This is a genomic window from Ochrobactrum sp. 19YEA23, assembly GCF_029909865.1.
In the GTDB taxonomy this organism is placed as follows: Bacteria; Pseudomonadota; Alphaproteobacteria; order Rhizobiales; family Rhizobiaceae; genus Brucella; species Brucella gambitense.
Map to the genome: position 1 here is coordinate 87030 of NZ_JASAMQ010000006.1, position 21919 is coordinate 108948.

The following is a 21919-nucleotide window of genomic DNA, read 5'->3' on the forward strand; positions in this document are numbered from 1 at the left end:
CAAATGATGATGTTGACGAGCTTGCGCGTAAAGTCTCTAATCCTGCCTCGTTTATGATCAGCGTGCCCGTTCATTCAGACCTCGATTTCGGGCGCGGAAGCGGGAAGGTGCGGGGTTTTTCTCTCGATGTCGAGCCTGTCATTCCGATGCAGTTCAATGACCGATGGAATGTCATTTCCCATACGGATATTCCGTTGGTCTACACCAACCCATTTGGCGAGGTAGGCAGCACCTTCGGGCTTGGCGATATCACGCAGACATTCTCTTTCACCCCGGCAGCTCACGGTCCTCTGATCTGGGCGCTCGGACCGCAGTTTTCTTTTCCGACGGCAACAGATGATCTGCTTGGCTCCGGAAAATTTTCACTCGGGCCGTCGGGTTTGCTGCTCTATCAGACAAAGTCGGTCACGACCGGCATGTCGGCAAACCATATCTGGTCAGTGCTCGGTGCCGGTAGCAGACCGGACGTGAACCAGACAGAACTTCAACCGTTCATCGCGTGGCATATCGGCAAAGGCAGGACCATATCGGCCAATCTTGATGCCGATTATGACTGGACAGCCGATCAATGGACTGTGCCTGTTTCTGGCTCGTTCTCGCAGATCGTAAAGGTTGGCGATCAGACGATGAGCCTCTCGCTTGGCGCGAAATACTGGCTGGAAGGACCAGAGGAAGGCCCCAAATGGGGGATCAAGGCAGGCGTTACTTTCCTCTTCCCCCAAACCGTAAAATAGTATCAGTGACGCCAGAACAATGTGCATATCGGGCTCCAATTGCGAAGTCGATATACGCGCGCACTAGAGAAACATGCTCAGAGGCTGGCAACTCTTTTCAGATCATCGATGGCTCCGGGGGCTGCGGCAAATACGTGGCTGCCTTTAACAATGTTTTCTCCATCAACAGGGAAAGGGTAGGTATATCCGCCCGCTTCGCGAACGAGGCAAAAGCCCGCCATGCAGTCCCAGGCATGCATGTATGGTTCATAGTAACCCACGAGCCTGCCTGCTGCGACATAGGCAATCATCAAAGCGCCAGAACCGTTGCGAATGAAAGTACCGCCGGCCTCCAGAAGATTTTCGACGATCTTGGCCACAGTCTGTGGCGTGACATAGTTATTGGCACCGATGCCGGTGACAGCGTTCTGGATGGTCTTGGTTGAATCGAGCTTCAATGTCTTACCATTGAGTGTCGCGCCAAGACCTCTTGCAGCGGCATAAAGCTCGCCGAAACACGGAGCCTTGATAACACCAATGACAGGTTCGCCATCCTTCAAAACAGCAATCGAAACGCACCAGTTCGGCATGCCATTAACGAATGGGCTGGTCCCATCGATAGGGTCCACGACCCAGGTATAGCCGGACGATCCCTCATCCAGTCCGTATTCCTCGCCGAGAAAGCCGTCGTCGGAGAACTTTTCCGAAACAAGCGTGCGAATAAGCTGCTCAACATCACGGTCAGCGATGGAGACCACATCCTGCGGGTCGCGCTTGATTTCAATGGTCAGTGCTTCACGATTGTTGAAATAATCGAGCGCCTTAGCACCGGCAGCTAATGCAATATCTTTGGCAAGAGCCAGTCGCGCTTCTAGGTCCGGATTAATATGGTTCGTCATTTCCAGCTTTCATTGGGAGTTGTGGCAGGCACCAAGGTGGCTGTTTTGGTCTATTGATTGATAAGTGCGAGCCCGCGCGTCTTGAAGTGTATCGAGACGTCGGTGAGTGGCGCCAGAGCCTGATCCGCTTCAGGATCTACTATGAAGAGTTTGCCATGCTCCGTCTCGATCTCATATTCAATGTGATCTCCAAGATAGGCGGCATGTGCAATACGGCCAGGAAAATCACCGCCAGCAACTGGTTGCAGACTGACGGCATTCGGGCGGATCGCCAGTTGTGCCGAGCCCATTCTGGCATTGCGCGCAGCGACACGGTGCGTCAGCGCGCCAATCCGTATCACAGCCTCATTGTTTTCGGCCGCGATCACTTCGCAGGGCACGACATTGGCCTCGCCCATAAAGTCCGCGATAAAGGCCGAAGCAGGGGACTCATAGAGGTCACGTGGACTGCCCTTTTGGGCAATATTGCCTTCCTTCATCACGATGATGGTGTCTGACACAGCCAGCGCTTCGTCCTGATCATGGGTGACATAAACCGCCGTAAAACCAAGGCGTTGTTGCAGTTCACGAATTTCCGTTCGGACCCGTCGGCGAAGCCGCGCGTCCAGATTGGAAAGCGGCTCGTCCAAAAGCAGAACCTGCGGTTCCAGTACCAAAGCACGCGCCACCGCGACACGTTGTTGTTGCCCGCCTGAGAGCTCAGCGGGCAGGCGATGGCCCATACCCGCCAGACCGACGAGCTTTAAACCTTCTTCCGCGCGTTCTCGCGCCTCTGCTTTCTTTAGGCCGGAAGATTCAAGACCGTAGGCAACGTTATCGAGCGAGGTCATGTGCGGAAACAAAGCATAAGACTGGAACACCATCGAAACATCACGCTCATTGGCCGGTAGATTTGTGACGTCTTTTCCGCCAATCAGAATGCGTCCCGACGTCGGGTGTTCCAGCCCAGCGAGCAGACGCAGCGTGGTCGTCTTGCCGCAACCGGATGGACCCAACAAGGTGACGAGCGTTCCGGGTTCGACAGTCAGAGACAGGCCGGGCAGGGCGGTGAAGCTTCCAAATTTTTTGGAGACGTTTTCGAAAGTCACGGAGCCGGGACGGATCGTCGTCATGCTACTTTCTCCTGATTGACGGTTTTGATGGGCGTGACTGCGGCAACACGATTTTCTCGTCTGAGTTTGCGCTCACCGACAAGCATCTGGAACCCAGTGATGATGACGATCATCACTACAATCAGCATCGAGGAGTAAGCGATGGCGACCCCGAATTCGCCGTTTTCGACGAGGCCAACGATGTAAGATGTTGCCATATTGTATTGAGCAGAGACCAGAAAGATGACCGCGCTGATTGACGTGATAGCGCGCACGAATGAATAGACCAGCGCGGCGGTGATGGCAGGGCGCAATAGCGGCAGAATGACTTTGCGAATGGTTCTGAAACTGTTTGCGCGCAAAGTCAGCGAAGCTTCGTCGAGGCTCTTGTCGAGTTGGCTCATCGCTGCGACGCCGCCGCGAACACCAACCGGCATATTGCGGAAGACGAAGCAGGCGATGAGGATTGCCGCAGTGCCTGTCATTTCGAGTGGCGGCAGATTGAACGCCATAATATAGCTGACGCCGATCACAGTGCCTGGAATGGCAAAGCTCAGCATCAGCGCAAATTCGAACACATTACGCCCGACGAACTTTTGTCGAACAATCAGATAGGCCGTGAGCAGACCAACGGCGGCAGTCAGCGGGGCCGATAGCAGGGAAATCTCCATCGTGGTCCAGAATGAGTTCCAAGCGACGCCGGTCCAGGCAATACCATTCTCAGTCCATGCAACGGAAAACGCGCGGGTATAATGCTCTAGGGTCAATGTATTATCGAGACCCCACTGTCGCACAAAGCCACCAACGAGGATCATCAGATAGACGACGATGGTAAACATCATCCACGGAATGACGAGTGCGTAGACGCCGATTTTCAACCCGCGTGGTAGTCCGGCATGCATGCCGGAGTCGCCTTTGCCGGTAACGGTCGCAAAATTCTTGCCCGCCAGCCAAAGGCGCTGAATAAGAAAGGCGCTGAGCGTGAAGCATAAAAGCACCATGGCCAGTACGGCAGCGCGCGAGGGGTCGTTTTGCGCGCCGACTACCGCAAAGAAGATTTCGGTCGACAACACCCCATTGCTGCCACCCAGAACCATGGGATTGCCGAAGTCGGCCATGCTTTCGATGAAGGCGATGAGGAAGGCGTTGGCAAGGCCCGGCGCCATAAGTGGCAACGAAACCCTGCGGAATGTGCGCCAACGGTCGGCGCGCAAGGTTTGCGATGCCTCTTCCATGGATGGTGATACGCCTTCAACAACGCCAATGAGAACCAGAAAGGAAATTGGCGTGAAGGACAGAACCTGCGCAATCCAGATGCCGGTGAGACCGTAAAGCCAACGGCCCGGCTCTACGCCGAATATGTTGGATATCTGTTCTGTGACGACACCTGCGCGTCCAAACAGCAAGGTCAGTGCAAGACCGACAACGAATGGCGGCGTGATGATCGGAAGGATGGTTAGAAGCCGAAGCCCTTTCTTGAAGGGGAAGCCGGTCCGGGTGGCGACCAGTGCGAAAGCGAGCCCTAGAATCGTGGAACCGGATGCCGTCATGAGGGCAAGCCACAATGTGCGCCACGCGACACCGCAGCGACCTTCTCCAATCACGCAGGCGAAGCTCCAGATCGAGGAATCTTGTATGTTGCCGATGAATCCTGCGGGATTGAACGAACCGTCAAAATCCTGAATTGAACCGGCAAACATACTGAGCACCGGATAGAATACAAACACACCTACAAGCGCGACAAGCAAGGTGATGGAAGACACGACAAATGCATCGCCTTTCATGACTCCGCGTTCGGCGAGGCCAAACGAGAAAATCAGTAGAAAGCAAAGGCAGATCAGAAGAGCACCGGCACCGAAGGCCGGTTGGCCATCAGCGAGCGCACCAAAAAGGTTTTCGCTGATGGTCCAGTTCCAGCCGGAAAAGCCGATTGCCAGCCCCTGAATAACGAGGAACAGAAGACCAAGTAGGCTTGCCCAGATCAGAAGAGGGCTGCGGCCACCAACAGGCAAGGCTATGCGCGCAAATGCACAAACCAGCATCAAGGCGGCGGGCACGGCGAGCCAAAGGCGAGAAAAGGCAAAGATCTGCAAAATGCCAGGTGCGGTTGCACCTTCGCTGAACAGACCTGCTAGCCAGCCGAAGCTCAGAAAGCCATCCTCTATGCGATACCATGGCAATAGAGCGAAGGCGACCAGCGCGAGCGCCAGAACAATATCCAGTCTGCGGTTTTGCTGAACCATAGGGGTGCCCGCTTCCCTTCGTGTCTCGGATTGGCGGCGATGAACGTTTCAGACGTTCGCCGTAAAACAATTCAGGGCAGGCGCGTTGCCAGCAGCGGCAACGCGTCCAAACGACGATAGAAAATTCAAAACCGGATCAATTGGCGTGTGCGCCGATTTCCTTGTCCCACCGCTCCAGAAGCTCTTTGCGCTTGGCGGGATCACCATAGGTCTTGAAGTCATAGTCGATGAGTTTGATATCCTCAAAGCGCGGCGATTCTTTTGGAACTTCAGCAGACTTGTTCGATGGAAGCTGGAAGGATTTGGCGTCCTTCATATGAGATTGAACATCTGCCGTGAGCGCCCAGTCATACCATTTCTTGGCATTGTCGAGGTTCTTGGCGCCCTTGACGATCGACATGGAGCCGATTTCGTAACCCGTGCCCTCACACGGAGCGATCGACTTGACCGGAAAACCTTCAGCCGTCATGGACACTGCGTCATGCATAAAAACAATGCCAATGCCGGTCTCGCCGCGCGCAGCCGACTTCACCGGCGCTGAACCGGATTTGGTATACTGGGAAACGTTCTCGTTGAGCTTCTTCAGATAATCATAGGCCTTGTCCTCACCCATGATCTGCACAAGCGTTGCAAGCGCAGTATAGGCCGTCCCCGAGGAGTTCGGGTTGGCCATCTGAATTTCGCCCTTGTAAGATGCATCAAGCAAATCGGCCCAGCATTTGGGTTCTTTCAGCTGCTTCTTGGCCAGAATATCGGTGTTGTAACCCCATCCGAGCGCACCTGCATAAACGCCAACTGTGCGATAGTTTGCACTTTCCGCCTGCTTCTTGGCCCAGTCCTGCAACTGATCGAGCATCGGAGATTTATATTCCAGCGTCAGCCCTTCGGAGGCTGCCTGCAAATGTGGGTCACCGGTACCAGCCCACCAGATATCGGTCTTTGGGTTGCGTGCCTCGGCTCTGATCTTGGCATAGGTTTCGCCGGAAGAAAGCCGAACCATGTTCACTTTGATACCGCTATCTTTTTCGAACATGTTTTTCATCTGCTCGCAGATCACGACGTCAGCGGAACAGATCAAATTGAGATTGCCAGCGGCATGTGCCGCGAAAGTTATTGACGATATACCAGCGGCAAGCGCCGCAACCAAAAATGTCGAACGCATTGTTTTCCCTCCCAATGTCCGGCGCCTCCACGCCAACGTTTTTGCAAACGTGTGCATAATCTTTGCTTTTTGCGCAGAGCTGTCAACGTATTTGTAAAATTCATTCCGAATTTTTGTTAAATGGTTCAATTGTTCTGTTTTGAATAGAAATGTGCACAGCCGTGCAGATGAGCGATCATAGATGGTGCACGAGGGTTTTCCGCAGGTTGCTTATCATATATGAAACGTATATGATTCATATATCTCAATGGAGCATGGAGGCATCGATGGGTATCGTGAAAATCGGTGACGACCTGCATGAAGAATTACGCAAGGCGAGCGACGTCATGTGCCGTTCTATCAATGCGCAGGCTGAATACTGGATGAAGATCGGAATGCTGGCGCAGGCCAACCCCGATATGTCGTTCAACGAAATTGTGCAGATGCAGCTGCGCGCGGCACAAGTGGAAACCCCCGTTATGGTCGTTCGGCCATCATGACGAAAACGCCTGCCGAAATTGAGCAGATGGCGATATCTGGAGCATTGCTGGCTTCTGTGTTTTCGCTTCTGGATCGCACGCCGTTTGCTGGGATGACAACGATGCAGGTCAATGATCTGGTCGAGGAGTTCGTTACTGGGGAATTGCAGGCGCGGCCTGCCAGTAAAGGGCAATATGACTATCCCTTCGTGCTGAACGCCTCAAAAGACGATGTTGTATGCCACGGCATGCCGTCCAATGATGATGTCATTGCCAATGGTGAGATCATTAATTTCGACATCACCCTTGAAAAGGGTGGCTATATTGCGGATTCCAGCAAGACCTACATGATCGGCGAAGTGGCCCCGTTTGCATCCCGTCTGGTACGCGTGACCTATGAGGCCTTATGGAAAGGCATTGCGGCGGTACGCCCCGGCGCGACGCTGGGCGATATTGGCTATGCCATAGAGCGCCATGCCAAGCGGCATGACTACAGCGTTGTACGTGAATATTGCGGTCACGGTATCGGCACGCAAATGCATGAGGAACCGCAGGTTCTGCACTTCGGTAAACCGGGTGCCGGTGCGCGTTTGCGCGAAGGCATGGTTTTCACCATTGAACCAATGCTCAATCAGGGGACGGCCAAGGTGAAAACCGAAAAGGATGGCTGGACCGTCGTCACCCGCGACGGGAAGCTGTCGGCACAGTTCGAGCATACGGTTGCAGTCACCAGCAATGGCGTACGTGTTCTGACCCTGCGGCCGGACGAAGCGAAAATGCTGGCAACAGTAAAACACGCGGTTTGAGCGACAGATTGTTGCCAGTCGGGTCTGACATGTCGTTCAAGAGCGCTGATCTGCCTATCGATTATGGTCGCGCCGCCATGTCTGGAATTTCTTTTCGAATTCCTCTTTGGTGCAGGGGTAGAGCCCGATTATAGCTTCACCGTTGTTGACCTGTTCCAGCACGAAATCTTCGTAGGTTTCCATGCCGATACATTCCTCGGCAATCTCCTCACAGAGATGCGCGGGAATAACCATGACGCCATCGGCATCGCCCACCAATACGTCACCGGGGAACACTGCCGCGTCACCGCAGGAAATCGGCACATTGATGTCGATGGCTTCGTGCAAGGTCAGATTGGTCGGCGCTGACGCTTTCGCGCAATAAGCGGGCATGGGCAATTCACCAATTCCCGTTACGTCGCGAAAGCCGCCGTCCGAGACAATCCCTGCTGCACCGCGCAATGCAAGTCGGGTCACCAATATCGACCCTGCTGTTGCCGCGCGCGCATCCTTTCGCGCATCCATAACCAGGACCCAGCCGGGCGGGCAGGTTTCGATAGCAACGCGCTGCTTGTGATCCGGGTTGCGGAAAACTGTAATCGGGTTTCGGTCTTCACGCGCAGGGATATAACGCAAGGTAAAGGCTTGCCCGACCATGTTTTCGGGCTTGCGTGCCACCTGATACGAGCCTTGAATGAATTGATTGCGCAGGCCGCGTTTGTAAAGCGCTGTCGCCACCGAGGCCGTGGAGACCTTCTTCAGCTTCGCGCGGGTTTCGTCCGAGAGAACATAATCGCTCATCGTCTGCCTCTTAATAGATCACCGGCTCATCAACCGGACGGCCAAAGTCAGTTTTCAGAAAGTCGAAGTCGCAGCCCTTGTCTGCCTGCTCGACATGTTTGGAAAAGACAAAGCCATAGCCGCGTTCATATTTGGGCTCTGGTGTTTTCCAAGCCGCGCGGCGCTCAGCCAGTTCCTCGTCTGGAACAAGCATGTTGAGGCTGCGGGCGGGGATATCCAGTTCCACGATGTCGCCCGTTTTCAGCAGGGCGAGCGGTCCTCCGATAAAGGATTCCGGGGCTACATGCAGAACACAGGCGCCAAAGCTCGTTCCCGACATGCGGGCATCGGAAATGCGCACCATATCCCGCAGGCCGAGTTTCAACAGCGCCTTCGGCATCGGGATCATGCCCCATTCCGGCATGCCCGGGCCACCCTGCGGTCCAGCGTTCCGCAGTACAAGCACAGTATCCGGTGTCAGCGGATAGTCGGGGTCGTCGATGATCTTTTTCAGCTCGGGGTAGCTGTCTGCAACCAATGCCGGGCCTTTATGGCGATGGAATTTCGGATCGCAAGCGGCGGGCTTGATGACGGCACCATCGGGGCACAGGTTGCCTTTCAAAACAGCCAGTGAACCCTCGTGGTAGACAGGATTGGACAGCGGACGGATAACATCATCATTCCAGACCTGCACCTTATCCAGCCCTTCTACGAGTGCTTCACCTGTAACGGTTATCGCGGTTGGGTCGAGCTTGTCGGCGAGTTGCTTCATCAATGCGCGAATGCCGCCAGCATAATAAAAATCTTCCATCAGATATGTAGATCCCGATGGCCGGATATTGGCGATAACAGGCGTCGTGCGCCCGATACGGTCAAGATCGTCAAGCTCCAATGGAATGCCAGCGCGGCGCGCCATAGCAATCAGGTGAATGATCGCATTGGTCGAACATCCAGTCGCCATGGCAACAACGACGGTATTTTTCACAGCAGCAGCAGTTATAATCTGGTCGGGCTTCAGATCATCCCAGACCATGTCGACAATGCGACGTCCGCATTGGGTGGACATGCGTTGATGGTTGGCATCAGCCGCTGGAATGGAAGATGCGCCGGGAAGCGAGAGCCCCATTGCTTCGGCGATCACGGTCATCGTTGAGGCCGTGCCCATCGTCATGCAGTGTCCGTAGCTTCGGGCGATGCCACCTTCTATGCCTTGCCATTCTTCCTTGCCAATGGTGCCAGCGCGGCGCTCGTCCCAGAATTTGAACATGTCGGTGCCCGAGCCGAGCGTTTTCCCGGCATAATTGCCGCGAAGCATCGGTCCTGCGGGCAGAAAAATGAAAGGGAGGCCAGCGCTTGTAGCCCCCATGATGAGTGCCGGTGTGGTCTTGTCGCACCCGCCCATCAAAACTGCGCCATCAACCGGATGAGAGCGCAGCAACTCTTCAGTCTCCATCGCGAGCATGTTGCGATACAGCATTGTTGTGGGTTTGACATAGCTTTCCGAAAGGGACAGTGCGGGTAGTTCGAGAGGGAAGCCGCCAGCCTGCAAGATGCCACGCTTGACCCATTCGACCCTGTCCTTGAAATGGGCGTGGCAAGGCTGCGCATCCGACCATGTATTGATGATCGCGATAATGGGCTTGCCCTCCCAGTCCACCGGATCATAGCCCATCTGCATGGTTCTGGAACGATGGCCCGAAGAGCGCTGATCATCCGGCAACATCCAGCGCGCAGAACGCAGATCGCCATATTGCTTCCTGGGCATTTTAACTTCTCCCCGAAAAATGTCTGGCTCGGTTGATGATCAGCGAGCGCGCTTTAACTGAAATTGTGACGCTATGGGTTGACCCATGGAAGCTAGTCATCACGTGTATAATCTTGAGCTGTGAAACTGCCGCCCTGATAGCGACGCGTGATCGGATCGCCTGCTTCAGCGAGATTGCTGAAACTAGAGGCGTCGTCCTGCGGCACATATCCGATGCGGCTCGCATCGTCTTTTTCCCACCACCGACCGGGATTGGCGGAAATCCCCCAAACCACTGCAAAGCCGGTTTCCTCCGCCTCGACCGCGCCGATCAACAAGCGCACCAGATCATCCTGTGAAAGCCAGGTGGCAAGGTGGCGCGCTTCAGTCGGCTCGGGGAGGCAGGAGCCGATCCGCACATGAATGCTTTCGACGCCATGCTTTTCGAACATCATCCGTCCGAGCAATTCACCATAAGCTTTGGACAGCCCGTAATAACCATCCGGCTTGAATGGATCGTCGCTGTTCAGAACCACGTCGCGCTCATAAAAGCCAATCGTGTGGTTGGAGCTGGCGAAAATCACCCGCTGTTTTTCGGCGCGCGCGGCCTCGAAAATATGGGTGACGCCGAGAATATTGGCTCTGGCGATCAGATCATAGGGTTTTTCGATACTGATGCCGCCGAAATGCAATATCGCATCGGCGCCGCGAACGAGATCGGCAACAGCTTCGGCATCGCTCAAATCCGCCTGGATGAATTCTGCGCCTTCGGGCAATGCGTCGGGAAAGGGCTCAATATCGGACAGACGCAGGCGGTATCCGGCTTTTGACAGTTTTCGGGTTAACATGCGGCCAAGATTACCGGAGGCACCGGTCAAAAGGAGGTGTTTCATTCCATCAAATTCCCTTCATGCGCGCCACTTTTGCCCCGGCAACGGTACTGGTTGCCAGATGCACGCTGCCGGATTGCGGGGCGGAAGCCAGTTTATCGGCCGATCCAAGGCGGTGCGACGTCAGCGCGATTTGTTTCAGATCGGGACCACAGAAACATGGCATTGTCGGTGCCGAGACCGGAACTGTAAAGCTGGCGAGTAAGGTTCCATCAGCGTCGAAGCGATTCAGGACACCAGCCGATACGCCTGCACTCCAGTAAGCGCCTTCGGCATCGCAAGCACCGCCGTCAGGCCTGCCGGTTTCTTCGTCTAGATCGCGGATGCGTTTGCGGTCGCCTATATGGCCCGTAGCGGGATTGAACTCATAGCGGTCGATCCATGGACCACGGGAATCTGTATGGAACATTGTGGTTCCATCGGGTGTCCAGGCGAGGCCATTCGATACCTCAAAACCTTGCGCTATGATCTCCGCATGCCCGTCCGCCGTGATACGGTAGAGCTTCGCGATAGGCTCGCGTGCAGGACGGCAATCCATACTGCCGATCCACAACGCACCATCGGGCCCGATCTTACCGTCATTAAGGCGCGATGTTTCCGGCTCGTCATAGCTGTTCCAGAGTGTCTGTCTGTCACCGCTATCTGGATCGAACACAATGACTTCTCGTGCGAGCGCCACGATCAGTTTTCCGCTTTCGGCAAGCCCTACACAGGGAACCTCGGCTTCAAACGTCCAGTCGCGTACAGGACCGTGCTCGAGGTCAATTTCGTAAACCTTGCGCCCATTGATATCGCACGCAAAGAGCGTTGCCCTTCGCTCGTCCCAGACGGGACTTTCCATCAATTCGCCGCGCAGATCGGCAATGCAGTGAAACGGTCCAATCATAATGCGTTCGTCTTTCTGCGGATAACGTCAGGGTGTTCGAGGACAAAGTCAGAGAGTGAGAGGCCAAGCCCGGCACCTTCAAAAGGATAAATCAGACCGTTTTCAATATGCGGCATCACTGTAACCAGATCGCGATACCATGAGGTGTAATAGGCCCGGACCGACTCCTGATAAATGGCGTTCGGCGCATTGAGTGACAGGTGAATGGAGGCTGCGAACACGACCGGTCCCGTGCAATCATGCGGTGCAATAGGCCGCTGGAAGGCCTCGGCCATGGTGGCGATTTTCTTCGCTTCGGAAAGTCCGCCGCACCATGAAATATCCAGCATCACATAATCGGATGCATCAGCGCGCAGGACATCGAGGAATTGCGAACGGGTTGCCATTGTTTCGCTGGCGCAAACCGCAATACCGGATTTCTGCGCATAGATGGCAAGCGCTTGCGGGTTCATCATCTTGATCGGGTCTTCCGACCAGAATGGACGGAACGCCTTTAACTCTCGTGCAATCGTCAGCGCTGATGTCAGGTCCCACATGGAGTGGAACTCGACCATGATCTCCATCTGGTCGCCGACAGCATCGCGTATTTGTCGAAATGGTAGGAGGGCCTTGTCGAGATCCTGCGCATGAATAAAGTTACCTCCCGACGCCACGGCGAATGGATCGAACGGCCAGATTTTCATGGCCGTTATACCTTCGGAGAGAAGGCTTTCGGCAAGCGCTCCCGCGTCGCGGTGAAAGGCAAGCTGGTCTTCATAAGGCCCTTCCTTGCCTTCATCCGTATCACCTATGTAGCGTCGTGCACCGCTCTTGTTATAGGTGTAGCCCGCACAGGTATTATAAGTGCGGATAGATTGCCGTGACAGCCCGCCCAGCAACTGGTGGATCGGTTGTCCGGTGACCTTGCCGAAGATATCCCAAAGCGCGATGTCGATGGCGGAAGCAGCGCGAATTTCCACACCGGAAGACCGAAAGCCGACATAAGGTTCCAGCAGGAGTTTCGATATCCGGTCGATCTCAAGCGGTTCCTGCCCGATCAATTGTGGCGCGATATCACTATGAATATAGGCGGCCACAGCATTCGCGCCGCGAAATGTCTCACCCAGCCCCATGATTCCTTCATCGGTGTGGATTTGAACCCACAAGATGTTGTTCAGGTGCGGCAACTGCACCGTTTCGACAGCCGTGATCTTCATCATAGGCTCCTGTTCAGTCTTGCACGCTAATGCGCGGATGGTTGACGGTTGCGCGCAACAATTTGCGTGGGATTGACGAAGCGCAGAGCCAGAAGCAGCCAGACCAACGATGTCACCATGTAGATCACGGCCATGGCGTCGATGGATTGGACGGAACGAACACCGGCTGCGAACACCGAATAGTAAAGTGCCACCACAAGTGTCTGCGATGTTGGGCCTGCTGTCAGGAAGGTCAGTTCAAACATGGCCACAGTTCGCACCAGAACCAGAAGCATGGCCGCAAGAACACCCGGCAGTAGTATGGGCAAGAGTACATGAATGAAAAGTTTGAATGTACCAGCGCCGAAGACACGCGCCGCTGCTTCGACCTTGGGGTCGATCTGCTCAATGAACGGGATCATGACGAGAATGACAAAAGGGACGGTCGGTACGAGATTGGCAAGAACCACACCCCAGAATGTTCCGCCAACGCCGAATTTGTAGAGCACGGTTGCAAGCGGAATACCGAACGTTATCGGTGGTACGAGCAGGGGCAAAAGGAAGATCAGCAACACAAATTTCTTACCGGGAAAATCGCGTCGAGCCATGGCGTAGGCAGCAGTCACGCCGAGAATGCCGGACAGGATGACAACCGCAAAGACCACCTGGAACGTGACGAGCAAAACCTGATCCAGCTGGAATTCAGCCCAGGCCGCTGCATACCAACGCGTGGTGAAAGCGTCCGGAAGCCAGGTACCCAGCCAGCGCGTGCCGAAGCTCGATACGACGACAGCCGTGATGACCGCCAGAACATTGAGGACGAAGAAGCCGGTCAGAAGCCAGACAACCGTGATCCAGAGTTTGGAGAGAAGGGATGTATCGCGAACCATGATTTATCCTTTCCCGCCGGCTGTCGAGCCACGATAGAAAAGTGAGCGGACGCCAAGAAGCGCACCGACGACGAGCAATTGTACGGCTGCCATGATCATGGCGATTGAAGATGCCATGGAGTCGTCATACTGCTCGAATGCCGCTTGTGCTGCAGCAATGGATATGACGCGTGTGGGGCCTGATGGTGCACCCAAAAGCACGGCGGAAGGGAAGACGGCGAAAGCCTGAACGAAGGTAAGGCAAGCCGCGACGACCAGTCCGGGTACCAGCAAGGGCAACATGACATACCAAAAACGCTGCCAACTATTGGCTCCGTGTGTGGCCGCCGCCCGTTCCAATGCAGGGTCAATGCCGGTGATGTAGGAAAGTGTCAGCAGAAACGTGAAAGGAAAGACGGTTATGACGAGCGAGGCAAAGACACCCCAGTAATTATTGGTCAGCTTCAACGGACTATCGATCAGGCCGATGAATATCAGCGTGCGGCTGAACCAGCCTTGTGGGCCGAGATAGTTGAGGAGGCCTTCTGCAATCAACACTGTGCCGAGCGTAATGGGCAGGACCAGTATGGTAGTCAGCAGCCTCTGACGACGCATCAATCGAACCCGCAAAGCAATAGGTACTGCAAACATCACGCTGATAATCGTAACCGGAACGGCAAGCCAGAGGGTTGCGCCGATGGTTTTGTAAAGAAATGGATCGGAGAAGAATTTGGCGTAATTGGCGAATGCGCCACCGCCGTCCAACGGATTGAACGACAGAACCAGTCCGTAGAGAAACGGGTAAATGAAGACGCCGATCACAAACAGCAGCGCGGGCAGGATGAGCAACGTCACGCCGTCAAAGCCGCGATTGGCCAGCCGTTGTCGAAGGCTGGGTGTCAACGGAGCCTCGGCATATCTCTCTTGAGCTATATCGGCCATGTCTCAGCCCTCCGCCGGAAAGACAAGCGCATTGGCGTCATCGATACCGAGTGCAATCTGACTGCCGGGTTCAACGCCTTTGGGGCCGTGAAAGATAAGTTCCAGACCCGTCTGCGTGCGTGCTGTGCCCACATATTCACGACCGCGATATTCGATGGTCTCGACCGTTGCCTGCAAGACATTTTGATGATTGGAGCCTGAAACGACATCGTCGCCGCGAGCCATCAACACGGCTTCATCGCCCACCTTCATTGTATCAGCCGCACGCCCGGTCAGTTCACTGTCAGCAACGGCAATCGTCGCCTGTCCGTTTTCGATGCGGGTGATCTTGCCGGGCAACGCGTTTCGAAACCCCATGAATGCAGCAACATCTCTATAGAGCGGCGCTTCATAAAGCTCGTTAGGCTTGCCAACCTGACGGATCTCGCCGTCGCGCAACACTACGATGCGATCTGCAAGCGACAAGGCTTCGTCCTGATCGTGCGTAACGTAGATTGTGGTCGAGCCAAGCTGATTATGGATGCGGCGGATTTCAGCGCGCATCTCAAGGCGCAGCTTGGCGTCGAGGTTGGAAAGCGGCTCATCCATCAAAACTAGCGGGGGCTCGATCACAATCGCGCGGGCGATAGCCACGCGCTGTTGTTGGCCGCCAGAGAGTTGTCCGGGGAGTTTTTCTTCCTGTCCCTGCAAGCGCACCAAAGCCAATGCAGCGCGTGAGCGCTTTTCAATTTCACTTTTGGCTAGCCCGCGCATTTTAAGGCCGAAGCCGACATTCTGCAGAACGTTCATATGCGGAAACAGCGCATAGTTCTGGAAAACCATACCAAAGCCGCGATCCTCCGGCTTCAGCTGGTCGACACGATGGTTATCGATATAGATGCCGCCGCCCGTCGTGCCGAGAAGACCGGCAATGCAATTGAGAGCTGTCGACTTTCCGCAGCCGGAAGGACCGAGAAGTGCGATGAATTCGCCTTTCTGGATGGTGAGGTTAATCTCCCTCAGCGCATTGAAGGTTCCGAATGATCGGCTCATCCGGTCTAGCCGGAGTTCTTGAAAGGACATTGACGCAAACACCATGATTGGTTTGTCGATCATAGGCGTTTCTGGACGAGCCGGTGTGGCTCGCCCGGAAATACCCGCTTAAAAGCCTTAACTGGCCGCGACCTCTTCATCCCAACGCCGGAAGGCAGCGACAAGCGCCTCCGGTTCAAGAGGCAGCTCAATCGGATTGTTGGCGATCCACTCGGCATATTCGGGCCGACCGAATTCAGCGATGATGTTCTGGCTCTCCTTCGGCGCCATCTCGATCGTAACGTCCTTGACTGCCGGGCCCGGATAGAAATAGCCGGCATCGTAAGAATAAGCCTGCTGATCCGGCTTCAAGGCGAATTTGATGAACTCCATCAAAACGGCGATCTTTTCTTCCGAAACGCCCTTTGGAATTGCGAAATAATGCGCATCGCAAACCCAATGGAAACCTTCAAGCTTGCTGACGCCCATTTCCTTCGGCACGACGCCGAGCGCACGCGGATTAATGTCCCAGCCCGTGGTGGTCACGGTCATATCGCGGGTGCCTTCGCCCAGTTCCTTCATCAGGGCGCCGGTACCTGCCGGGTAGTATTCGATGTTCTTGTGCAATTCCTTCAGATAGGCCCAGGTCTTCTCCCAGCCATTGATAGGGTCTTTTGGATTGCTGTCGCCGAGAAGATAGGGCAGGCCCATCAGGAACGTGCGGCCCGGGCCGGAATTGGCTGGACGGGCGTAGATGAACTTATTGGGGTTCTCCTTTGTCCAGGCCAGAAGTTCCTCCGCGTTCTTAGGCGCGGTCTTGACCTTGTCCGGGTGGAATTCAAGAAGCGGGCCCGACGGATAATAGGAGACCACGACGCCTTTGCCCTTGGACATTTCCTGCATGCGCCATGCTGGCTCAAGATAAATGTCCTGCAGCTTGGGCAGGCCGTTTTCCGGCAAGGCGATGATATCCGTCCAGATATCGTCTGCAAGACCTGCAGATAGCGCATCAGGGCCGACAATGACCAGATCGATGTCGATGCGGTTGGCGCGCTGCTGAGCCTTGATCTTACCGGGCAGTTCAGGGGCTGGCGCTTTATTGAATGTAAAGCGTGAAACGAGCGCCTTTTGTTCGGATGCAAAATTATCAAATATCGGTTGGGTCAAGGCGAGATTGCCAGCAGCATCAATAACGTTCAATGCTACGGGTGATGACGGCAGTTTTGCCGACTGTGCCCAAACACCTTTCGGCAGCATGATGCCCATGCCTGTTGCAAGCCCGGCCCCCGCCATGAATGTACGGCGCGAAATTCCCTTATTCATGTTCTCCTCCATTTTTGGTTCTGCGGTGCGCCCGTCTTCTCCCTGTCAGGACGCCCTGATTTCATTTGTCAGACTAAGCCATCTGTCTCCCAACCCGCGACGATCTGCTGAAGCGCTTCGCGGTCATGCTTTTCAAGTTGCGGCAGCCCCGGAAGCCGGACTTTGCCAATGGCTAGCCCCTGGATTTGCAAGGCTTCCTTTACGACCGTCACATTGGCGCCATTGCGGTATTTTGTGCGCATGGTTTCGAATTCGGCGATGCTCTCAACAAGCGAACGCGCGCGGTTGTAATCGCCGGCTTCCAGTGCACTCCACACCGCGAGCGAACGCTTGGGCGCAACATTGACCAGCCCGGATGTGAAACCGCGTCCGCCGAGCGCATAGAAGGGGAGGGCCCAGCTTTCCGCGAGGCCACAAATCCAGGTCGCATCCATCCCTTTTGTTGCCCGGCAGCATTCAAAGAACAGCATCGTGTTCTGGGATGCGAACTTTACCCCGGCAACTTTTGGATGGGTGGCAAGCCTGACCATTTCATCAAGCGGGATCAGATCAGAGCGGATATAGGCGACGATGGGCAGATCGATCGCTTCAGCAATTGCGATAAAGTAATCCACCTGAGCATGAGGCGCCGCAAAGGGGTCCAGCGGGTGATGAATCATCACACCGTCCGCACCGGCCGCGCTTGCCGCTTTTGCCACTTTTATGGCTTCACGCACCGAACGTCCTGCGGCGGCTGTAACTGCGGCTTTTCCAGCGGCAGCCTCAATTGCCAGTGACTGCAAACGAATGACTTCGTCTTCGGTCAGGCTGTAGAACTCTCCAGTATTGCCGCCGCTGACGATATTATGCACGCCCGCATCTGCAATGCGCGAGACGATTTTTGCCGTCAGCACAGGGTCGATTTCGCCCTGTGCGTCATAAGCGGTTGCATGCACGCCCGAAATGCCACGAAGCACCCGGCGGTAGCCTGCTAAATCCATTGTTTCCTCCCAATAGGCTGATCAGAAGACCAGTTCGATATGCGTCTCCCCTGCCTTTACGATGTGCTCACGCATCAACCGTTCGGCCAAATCCCCGTTTCTTTTGGTTATCGCCAACATGATGGCCTCGTGCTCGCCGAAAGACTGGCGGCGAACAACGTCTTGTGACAGCACCGTTACGCGTGCAGCGTGGTCATACATGCGCTGAGCGTTTTGCAACCGGCGCAGATATTCGCAGCCGGATGCTTCATGTATCCCATCGTGAAATTTTTCGTTCAGTTCAATCAATTCATCGACGTCGCCGGTTTCCACCGCCGCACGCATTTCCTCAATGGTGGCGCGAAGGAATTCAAAGGCTTCCTCGCTCCCGTGTTTTGCAGCCTGACGCGCGATGATGCTTTCTAAGGCGGCGCGTGCGAGCATCATTTCTTCGGCCTGACGTTCGTTGAAGCACACAAATGTGCCACGACGTGATTCCGTTCTGACCAGACCTTCACCCTCAAGCTGCCTCAGCGCTTCCTTGAGCGGGCTGGTGCTGATGCCAAGATCGGCTGCGAGCTGACGCTCATTCAGTTTTTCACCGGATTTCAGGCGACCGGAAATAATCGCTTCCCGCAAACTGTCATGCACATGATCTCTGAGATTTCTCAGCTTAATCGGCTTGAGAGCTAACGCCTGCGAATCCAAAGTTCAAATCTCCCTAAAACTCCCTGTTGAAAGAAATAGCCGTCTATTTTGTGATATGTCAATATCTGATGTATCAGATTTTAAATGGCAGTGAGCGATTGTGTTCGGGGGGTCCCAAGTGCCTCACGCTGCGCATCGAAATCGATGAGGGCTTGTGAAGCTGAAAACAAAAATGGCGCCGCAGCGCCATTCTTTAAAAGTCCGTCAAAAGACGATGTGCTGTTGATTATTCCGTCAGAGCCAGACGACGGCGAAGCCGCGCGGCCCTTCCGCCATTGACGTTTGCCGACAGCTTCTGAAATGCGTCGAGATAATTATCCTTGGTGCGAAGAATATGCGCTGTCAGTATCGTTGAGAGCTGGTCGCGCTTGTTCTCGGCCAAAAGGCTGATCATATGCGTATGATCTTTATAGGACCGATCCGGTTCACCTTCTGCGCGAATGGCCAGATGTGTTCTTAGAGATGCGACACGACCGAGAATAAGGTCATAGGCATTTTTTAGATAGCGGTTGCCGCAATGATGGAAGAAGGCGAGGTGAAATGCCGTATCAGCGCGCCCATAAGCCTGCATGTCGCCGCTTTCAACGGCCTCGGTCATGGCTTTCAATTGTTTCTGCAGTTCACTGACTGCTAGAGGCAGTGATTTTTGCGGGGTCAGCGCAATCGCCTGCTTTTCCAGTCCAACGCGATAGTCGCAAAGTTCAGCAATGTCTTCGAGCGTTGGCGTGAAGACATAGGTGCCGGATTTCGGGACGATGATCACCAGCCCTTCCATCTGCAACAGATTGAGCGCTTCGCGAACAGGCGTTCGGCTGACTTCAAATGCCGAGGCCAAAGTGTCTTCGGAGAGGTTTTCCCCGAAATCAAGCTCGGCGTCGACAATGGCCGCACGAATTTTATCAGCGATCGTCGGGACAAGACTCTTGCGGGGGGGCGTTTTCGGCTTTGTCATGCCAGTACACGGTCTCCTCAAAGAATTTCCGGCAGCGCGTTCAAGATCGCTGCCGGTAATGTGGTCTAGTCGCGTTTCGCTTTCAAGCTCATGCAGAGGAAGAAGCTAATGATCGGAAATATTGCAAGTACCAGAAGCGAGATCGAAAAACTATCGGTCGTCGTTTTGACCCAGCCCACAATATAGGGGCCAGTAAAGCCGCCGATCTGCGCAAAGCCGTTGATTGCAGCCAGACCGCCAGCGGCTGCCGCTCCGGTAAGGAACTGCGTTGGCAAGGTCCAGAATACGCCAAGGTATGACCAGAGGAAAAAAGCGCAGATGCAGAGAAGCAGCAGGCCCAGATAAGGGTTGGGCGCAAGTGCGCTTGCTGCCAGGAAGAGGCCGCCGAACAGGCCGGAGATAGCCGTGTGAATCTTGCGTTCACCCGTGCGGTCGGAACTGCGCGAAATGAAGACGAGCCCGAATGCTGCGAAAATGAACGGTATGGCCGAGACAAAGCCGGACTGCAGGGTCGTCAGACCGAAGGTCTTCACGATCTGCGGCAGCCACATGATCACGCCATAAACTGCGATGCCATTGAACATGTAAACCAGCGTGAGAAGCCATACCCGGAAATCGCCGAAGATTTCGCGCAGGCTGTGATGCGTGTCGGGCTGGGTGTTCTTTTCGTCTTCGGCAAGCTGTTCAAGGAGCCAGGCACGCTCGTCCGCCGCCAGCCATTTGCTGTCCTTTTGCGGTGAATCGACGAGATAGAAGAAGGTGATAACACCGAGAACGATGGCAGGAAGTCCTTCAAGAATGAACATTGCCTGCCAGCCATGCAAGCCAAACAGACCTTCGCCTGCATCGATCAACCAGCCGGAAATCGGAGCTCCGATGACAATCGACAACACGGTTGCGGCCATGAAGAGGGCCGTCGCGCGGCCACGTTCTTTGGCAGGAAACCAGTAGGTCAGATAGAGGAGGACGCCCGGCGCAAAACCCGCTTCGGCAACGCCGAGCAGAAAGCGAAGGATGTAAAAGGACGTAGGTCCCTGCACGAAGGCCATCGCACAGGAGACGATGCCCCAGGTGACCATGATACGGGCGATCCAGATCCGCGGGCCGACTTTGTGCAGGATCATGTTGCTCGGGATTTCAAAAGCCAGATAGCCGATGAAGAAAATTCCCGCACCAAGACCGAACATGTAAGGGGTCAGGCCGATGTCATCATTCATGTGCAGCGCGGCGAAGCCGATATTCACGCGATCCAGATAGTTCACGATGAAGCAGATGAAGCAGAACAGGACGATGCGCATGTTGAGTTTGCGGATCGTTCGGTCGCGTAGACTTGTATTCAAATGAGCGCCGTCAGCACGGATAGCATCCGCCATGACATTCCTCCCTAAGCTTGATGCCGCCCTCCGCGACACCTTTCGTCGGGCACCTATAGACCGGAAAGGAAGTACGCACAAGTGGCATACATTAACTAGAACCCTAGTTGACAATCTGGCTGTTCTGGTCATTCTTGCCGCCGACTGAAACAGGACGCCATTTGTGGCGGGAGGATTAAAGTGCAGCAATCTCAATCGGCAATCGCCAGCTCGGGCTATTTCGTTGACCGGACGGTTCTCGTCACTGGCGGCGCGTCGGGAATCGGCCGTGCCGTTACCGACAAGCTGGTAGGGCTTGGCGCGAAAGTTGCGGTGTGGGACATCAATGCTGAGCGGCTCGCCGAATGTCAGGCCGTTCACGGCGATCGCGTGTTGACCGCAACTGTCAATGTTGCCGAACAGTCGTCGGTTGAAGCTGCCATGGAAGCACTTGTGCAGTCGTTTCGCGGCATTGATCACCTCTTGAACAATGCCGGTATCATCGGACAGCGCATGACTGTTGAAGATATGAACGAGCCGGAGCTTGATCGTGTTCTGGGCGTCAATTTGAAGAGCGCCTTTTATGTTTCCAGCGCGTTCATCCGCGCTCCTTCCAGTCGTGATGACCGCTCCGTTGTCAATTTGTCTTCGATTGCGGCCCGCACCGGCGGCATGGTTGGCAATATTGTTTACGCAACAACCAAGGGCGCAATCGCGTCCTTCACAGTTGCGCTTGCCAAGGAACTTGCTCCGAAGGCACGTGTCAATGCGTTGGCTCCCGGCGTCATCAACACGGAAATTCAGCAGGATGTTTTCGCAGATCCGGCCAATATCGAAGCGATGGCCAATATGATCCCGCTCAAAAGGCTTGGCACTGCGGCTGAAGTTGCTGATGCTGCGGTATGGCTCCTCTCTGGAGAGGCGTCCTATATCACCGGTGTCGTTGTGGATGTGTCTGGCGGTCGCTGAACAGGGAG

Annotated in this window: 21 protein-coding genes; 4 read left to right on the top strand and 17 right to left on the bottom strand. The window is 55.0% G+C overall.

Annotation, left to right across the window (positions count from 1 at the left end; all coding sequences use genetic code 11):
• Positions 1–107 precede the first annotated feature (107 nt).
• Positions 108–734 (top strand): transporter, encoded by a 627-nt coding sequence (locus tag QBD01_RS16015; RefSeq protein WP_280993641.1) that lies wholly within the window; start codon positions 108–110, stop codon positions 732–734.
• Positions 735–811: 77 nt separating this feature from the next.
• Here QBD01_RS16015 and QBD01_RS16020 read toward each other — a convergent pair whose 3' ends face one another.
• The 4 genes from QBD01_RS16020 to QBD01_RS16035 all read right to left on the bottom strand — a co-directional run bounded on the left by QBD01_RS16020 (position 812) and on the right by QBD01_RS16035 (position 6108).
• Positions 812–1612: an inositol monophosphatase family protein gene (locus tag QBD01_RS16020; protein WP_280993642.1), complete on the bottom strand. Its 801-nt coding sequence runs from the start codon at positions 1610–1612 to the stop codon at positions 812–814.
• A gap of 50 nt (positions 1613–1662) precedes the next feature.
• A complete protein-coding gene (locus tag QBD01_RS16025; protein ID WP_280993643.1) occupies positions 1663–2724 on the bottom strand; it encodes an ABC transporter ATP-binding protein in 1062 nt (353 codons plus the stop codon).
• Entirely contained in the window at positions 2721–4946 is a 2226-nt protein-coding gene (locus tag QBD01_RS16030; RefSeq protein WP_280993644.1) for an iron ABC transporter permease, read from the bottom strand. The genes QBD01_RS16025 and QBD01_RS16030 overlap by 4 nt, the downstream gene beginning before the upstream one ends.
• 136 nt (positions 4947–5082) lie before the next feature.
• Positions 5083–6108 (bottom strand): ABC transporter substrate-binding protein, encoded by a 1026-nt coding sequence (locus QBD01_RS16035; RefSeq protein ID WP_280993645.1) that lies wholly within the window; start codon positions 6106–6108, stop codon positions 5083–5085.
• 266 nt (positions 6109–6374) lie between these two features.
• Between QBD01_RS16035 and QBD01_RS16040 the strand changes: the two genes are divergently transcribed.
• Positions 6375–6587 (top strand): ParD-like family protein, encoded by a 213-nt coding sequence (locus QBD01_RS16040; RefSeq protein ID WP_280993646.1) that lies wholly within the window; start codon positions 6375–6377, stop codon positions 6585–6587.
• Positions 6584–7372: a type I methionyl aminopeptidase gene (map, locus tag QBD01_RS16045; protein ID WP_280993647.1), complete on the top strand. Its 789-nt coding sequence runs from the start codon at positions 6584–6586 to the stop codon at positions 7370–7372. The genes QBD01_RS16040 and map overlap by 4 nt, the downstream gene beginning before the upstream one ends.
• Positions 7373–7426: 54 nt before the next feature.
• On the opposite strand, the gene QBD01_RS16050 is transcribed toward map, so the two are convergent.
• The 13 genes from QBD01_RS16050 to QBD01_RS16110 form a co-directional block, all read right to left on the bottom strand.
• Positions 7427–8152, bottom strand: coding sequence for a ribonuclease activity regulator RraA (locus tag QBD01_RS16050; RefSeq protein ID WP_182521982.1), 726 nt, complete (start codon positions 8150–8152; stop codon positions 7427–7429).
• A gap of 10 nt (positions 8153–8162) precedes the next feature.
• Positions 8163–9896 (bottom strand): L-arabinonate dehydratase, encoded by a 1734-nt coding sequence (gene araD / locus QBD01_RS16055; protein ID WP_280993648.1) that lies wholly within the window; start codon positions 9894–9896, stop codon positions 8163–8165.
• A gap of 92 nt (positions 9897–9988) precedes the next feature.
• Positions 9989–10768, bottom strand: coding sequence for an NAD(P)-dependent oxidoreductase (locus QBD01_RS16060; protein ID WP_280993649.1), 780 nt, complete (start codon positions 10766–10768; stop codon positions 9989–9991).
• Between the two features lie 4 nt (positions 10769–10772).
• Positions 10773–11651 carry an SMP-30/gluconolactonase/LRE family protein gene (locus QBD01_RS16065; RefSeq protein WP_280993650.1) on the bottom strand — a complete coding sequence of 293 codons (879 nt, stop codon included), beginning with the start codon at positions 11649–11651 and terminating at the stop codon, positions 10773–10775.
• Positions 11648–12847: a mandelate racemase/muconate lactonizing enzyme family protein gene (locus QBD01_RS16070; RefSeq protein WP_280993844.1), complete on the bottom strand. Its 1200-nt coding sequence runs from the start codon at positions 12845–12847 to the stop codon at positions 11648–11650. The genes QBD01_RS16065 and QBD01_RS16070 overlap by 4 nt, the downstream gene beginning before the upstream one ends.
• Before the next feature lie 26 nt (positions 12848–12873).
• Positions 12874–13716, bottom strand: a complete 843-nt coding sequence (locus tag QBD01_RS16075; protein WP_280993651.1) for an ABC transporter permease subunit — start codon at positions 13714–13716, stop codon at positions 12874–12876.
• Between the two features lie 3 nt (positions 13717–13719).
• The gene (locus QBD01_RS16080; RefSeq protein WP_280993652.1) at positions 13720–14637 is read right to left on the bottom strand and encodes a sugar ABC transporter permease; all 918 of its coding nucleotides are present in this window, start codon (positions 14635–14637) and stop codon (positions 13720–13722) included.
• Between the two features lie 3 nt (positions 14638–14640).
• A complete protein-coding gene (locus QBD01_RS16085) occupies positions 14641–15714 on the bottom strand; it encodes an ABC transporter ATP-binding protein (protein WP_280993845.1) in 1074 nt (357 codons plus the stop codon).
• Positions 15715–15786: 72 nt separating this feature from the next.
• Complete coding sequence (locus tag QBD01_RS16090; RefSeq protein ID WP_280993846.1) at positions 15787–16941, bottom strand: extracellular solute-binding protein; 1155 nt, start codon at positions 16939–16941, stop codon at positions 15787–15789.
• 98 nt (positions 16942–17039) lie between these two features.
• Complete coding sequence (locus tag QBD01_RS16095; protein WP_182521975.1) at positions 17040–17951, bottom strand: dihydrodipicolinate synthase family protein; 912 nt, start codon at positions 17949–17951, stop codon at positions 17040–17042.
• A 21-nt stretch (positions 17952–17972) separates the two neighbouring features.
• Positions 17973–18581 (bottom strand): GntR family transcriptional regulator, encoded by a 609-nt coding sequence (locus tag QBD01_RS16100; protein ID WP_280993653.1) that lies wholly within the window; start codon positions 18579–18581, stop codon positions 17973–17975.
• 283 nt (positions 18582–18864) lie between these two features.
• The gene (locus QBD01_RS16105) at positions 18865–19590 is read right to left on the bottom strand and encodes a GntR family transcriptional regulator (RefSeq protein WP_182521973.1); all 726 of its coding nucleotides are present in this window, start codon (positions 19588–19590) and stop codon (positions 18865–18867) included.
• Between the two features lie 65 nt (positions 19591–19655).
• Positions 19656–20963, bottom strand: coding sequence for an MFS transporter (locus QBD01_RS16110; protein ID WP_280993654.1), 1308 nt, complete (start codon positions 20961–20963; stop codon positions 19656–19658).
• A 180-nt stretch (positions 20964–21143) separates the two neighbouring features.
• Here QBD01_RS16110 and QBD01_RS16115 point away from each other — a divergent pair, with 180 nt between their 5' ends.
• On the top strand, positions 21144–21911 hold the full coding sequence (locus tag QBD01_RS16115) for an SDR family NAD(P)-dependent oxidoreductase (RefSeq protein ID WP_280993655.1): 768 nt from the start codon (positions 21144–21146) through the stop codon (positions 21909–21911).
• Positions 21912–21919 lie beyond the last annotated feature (8 nt).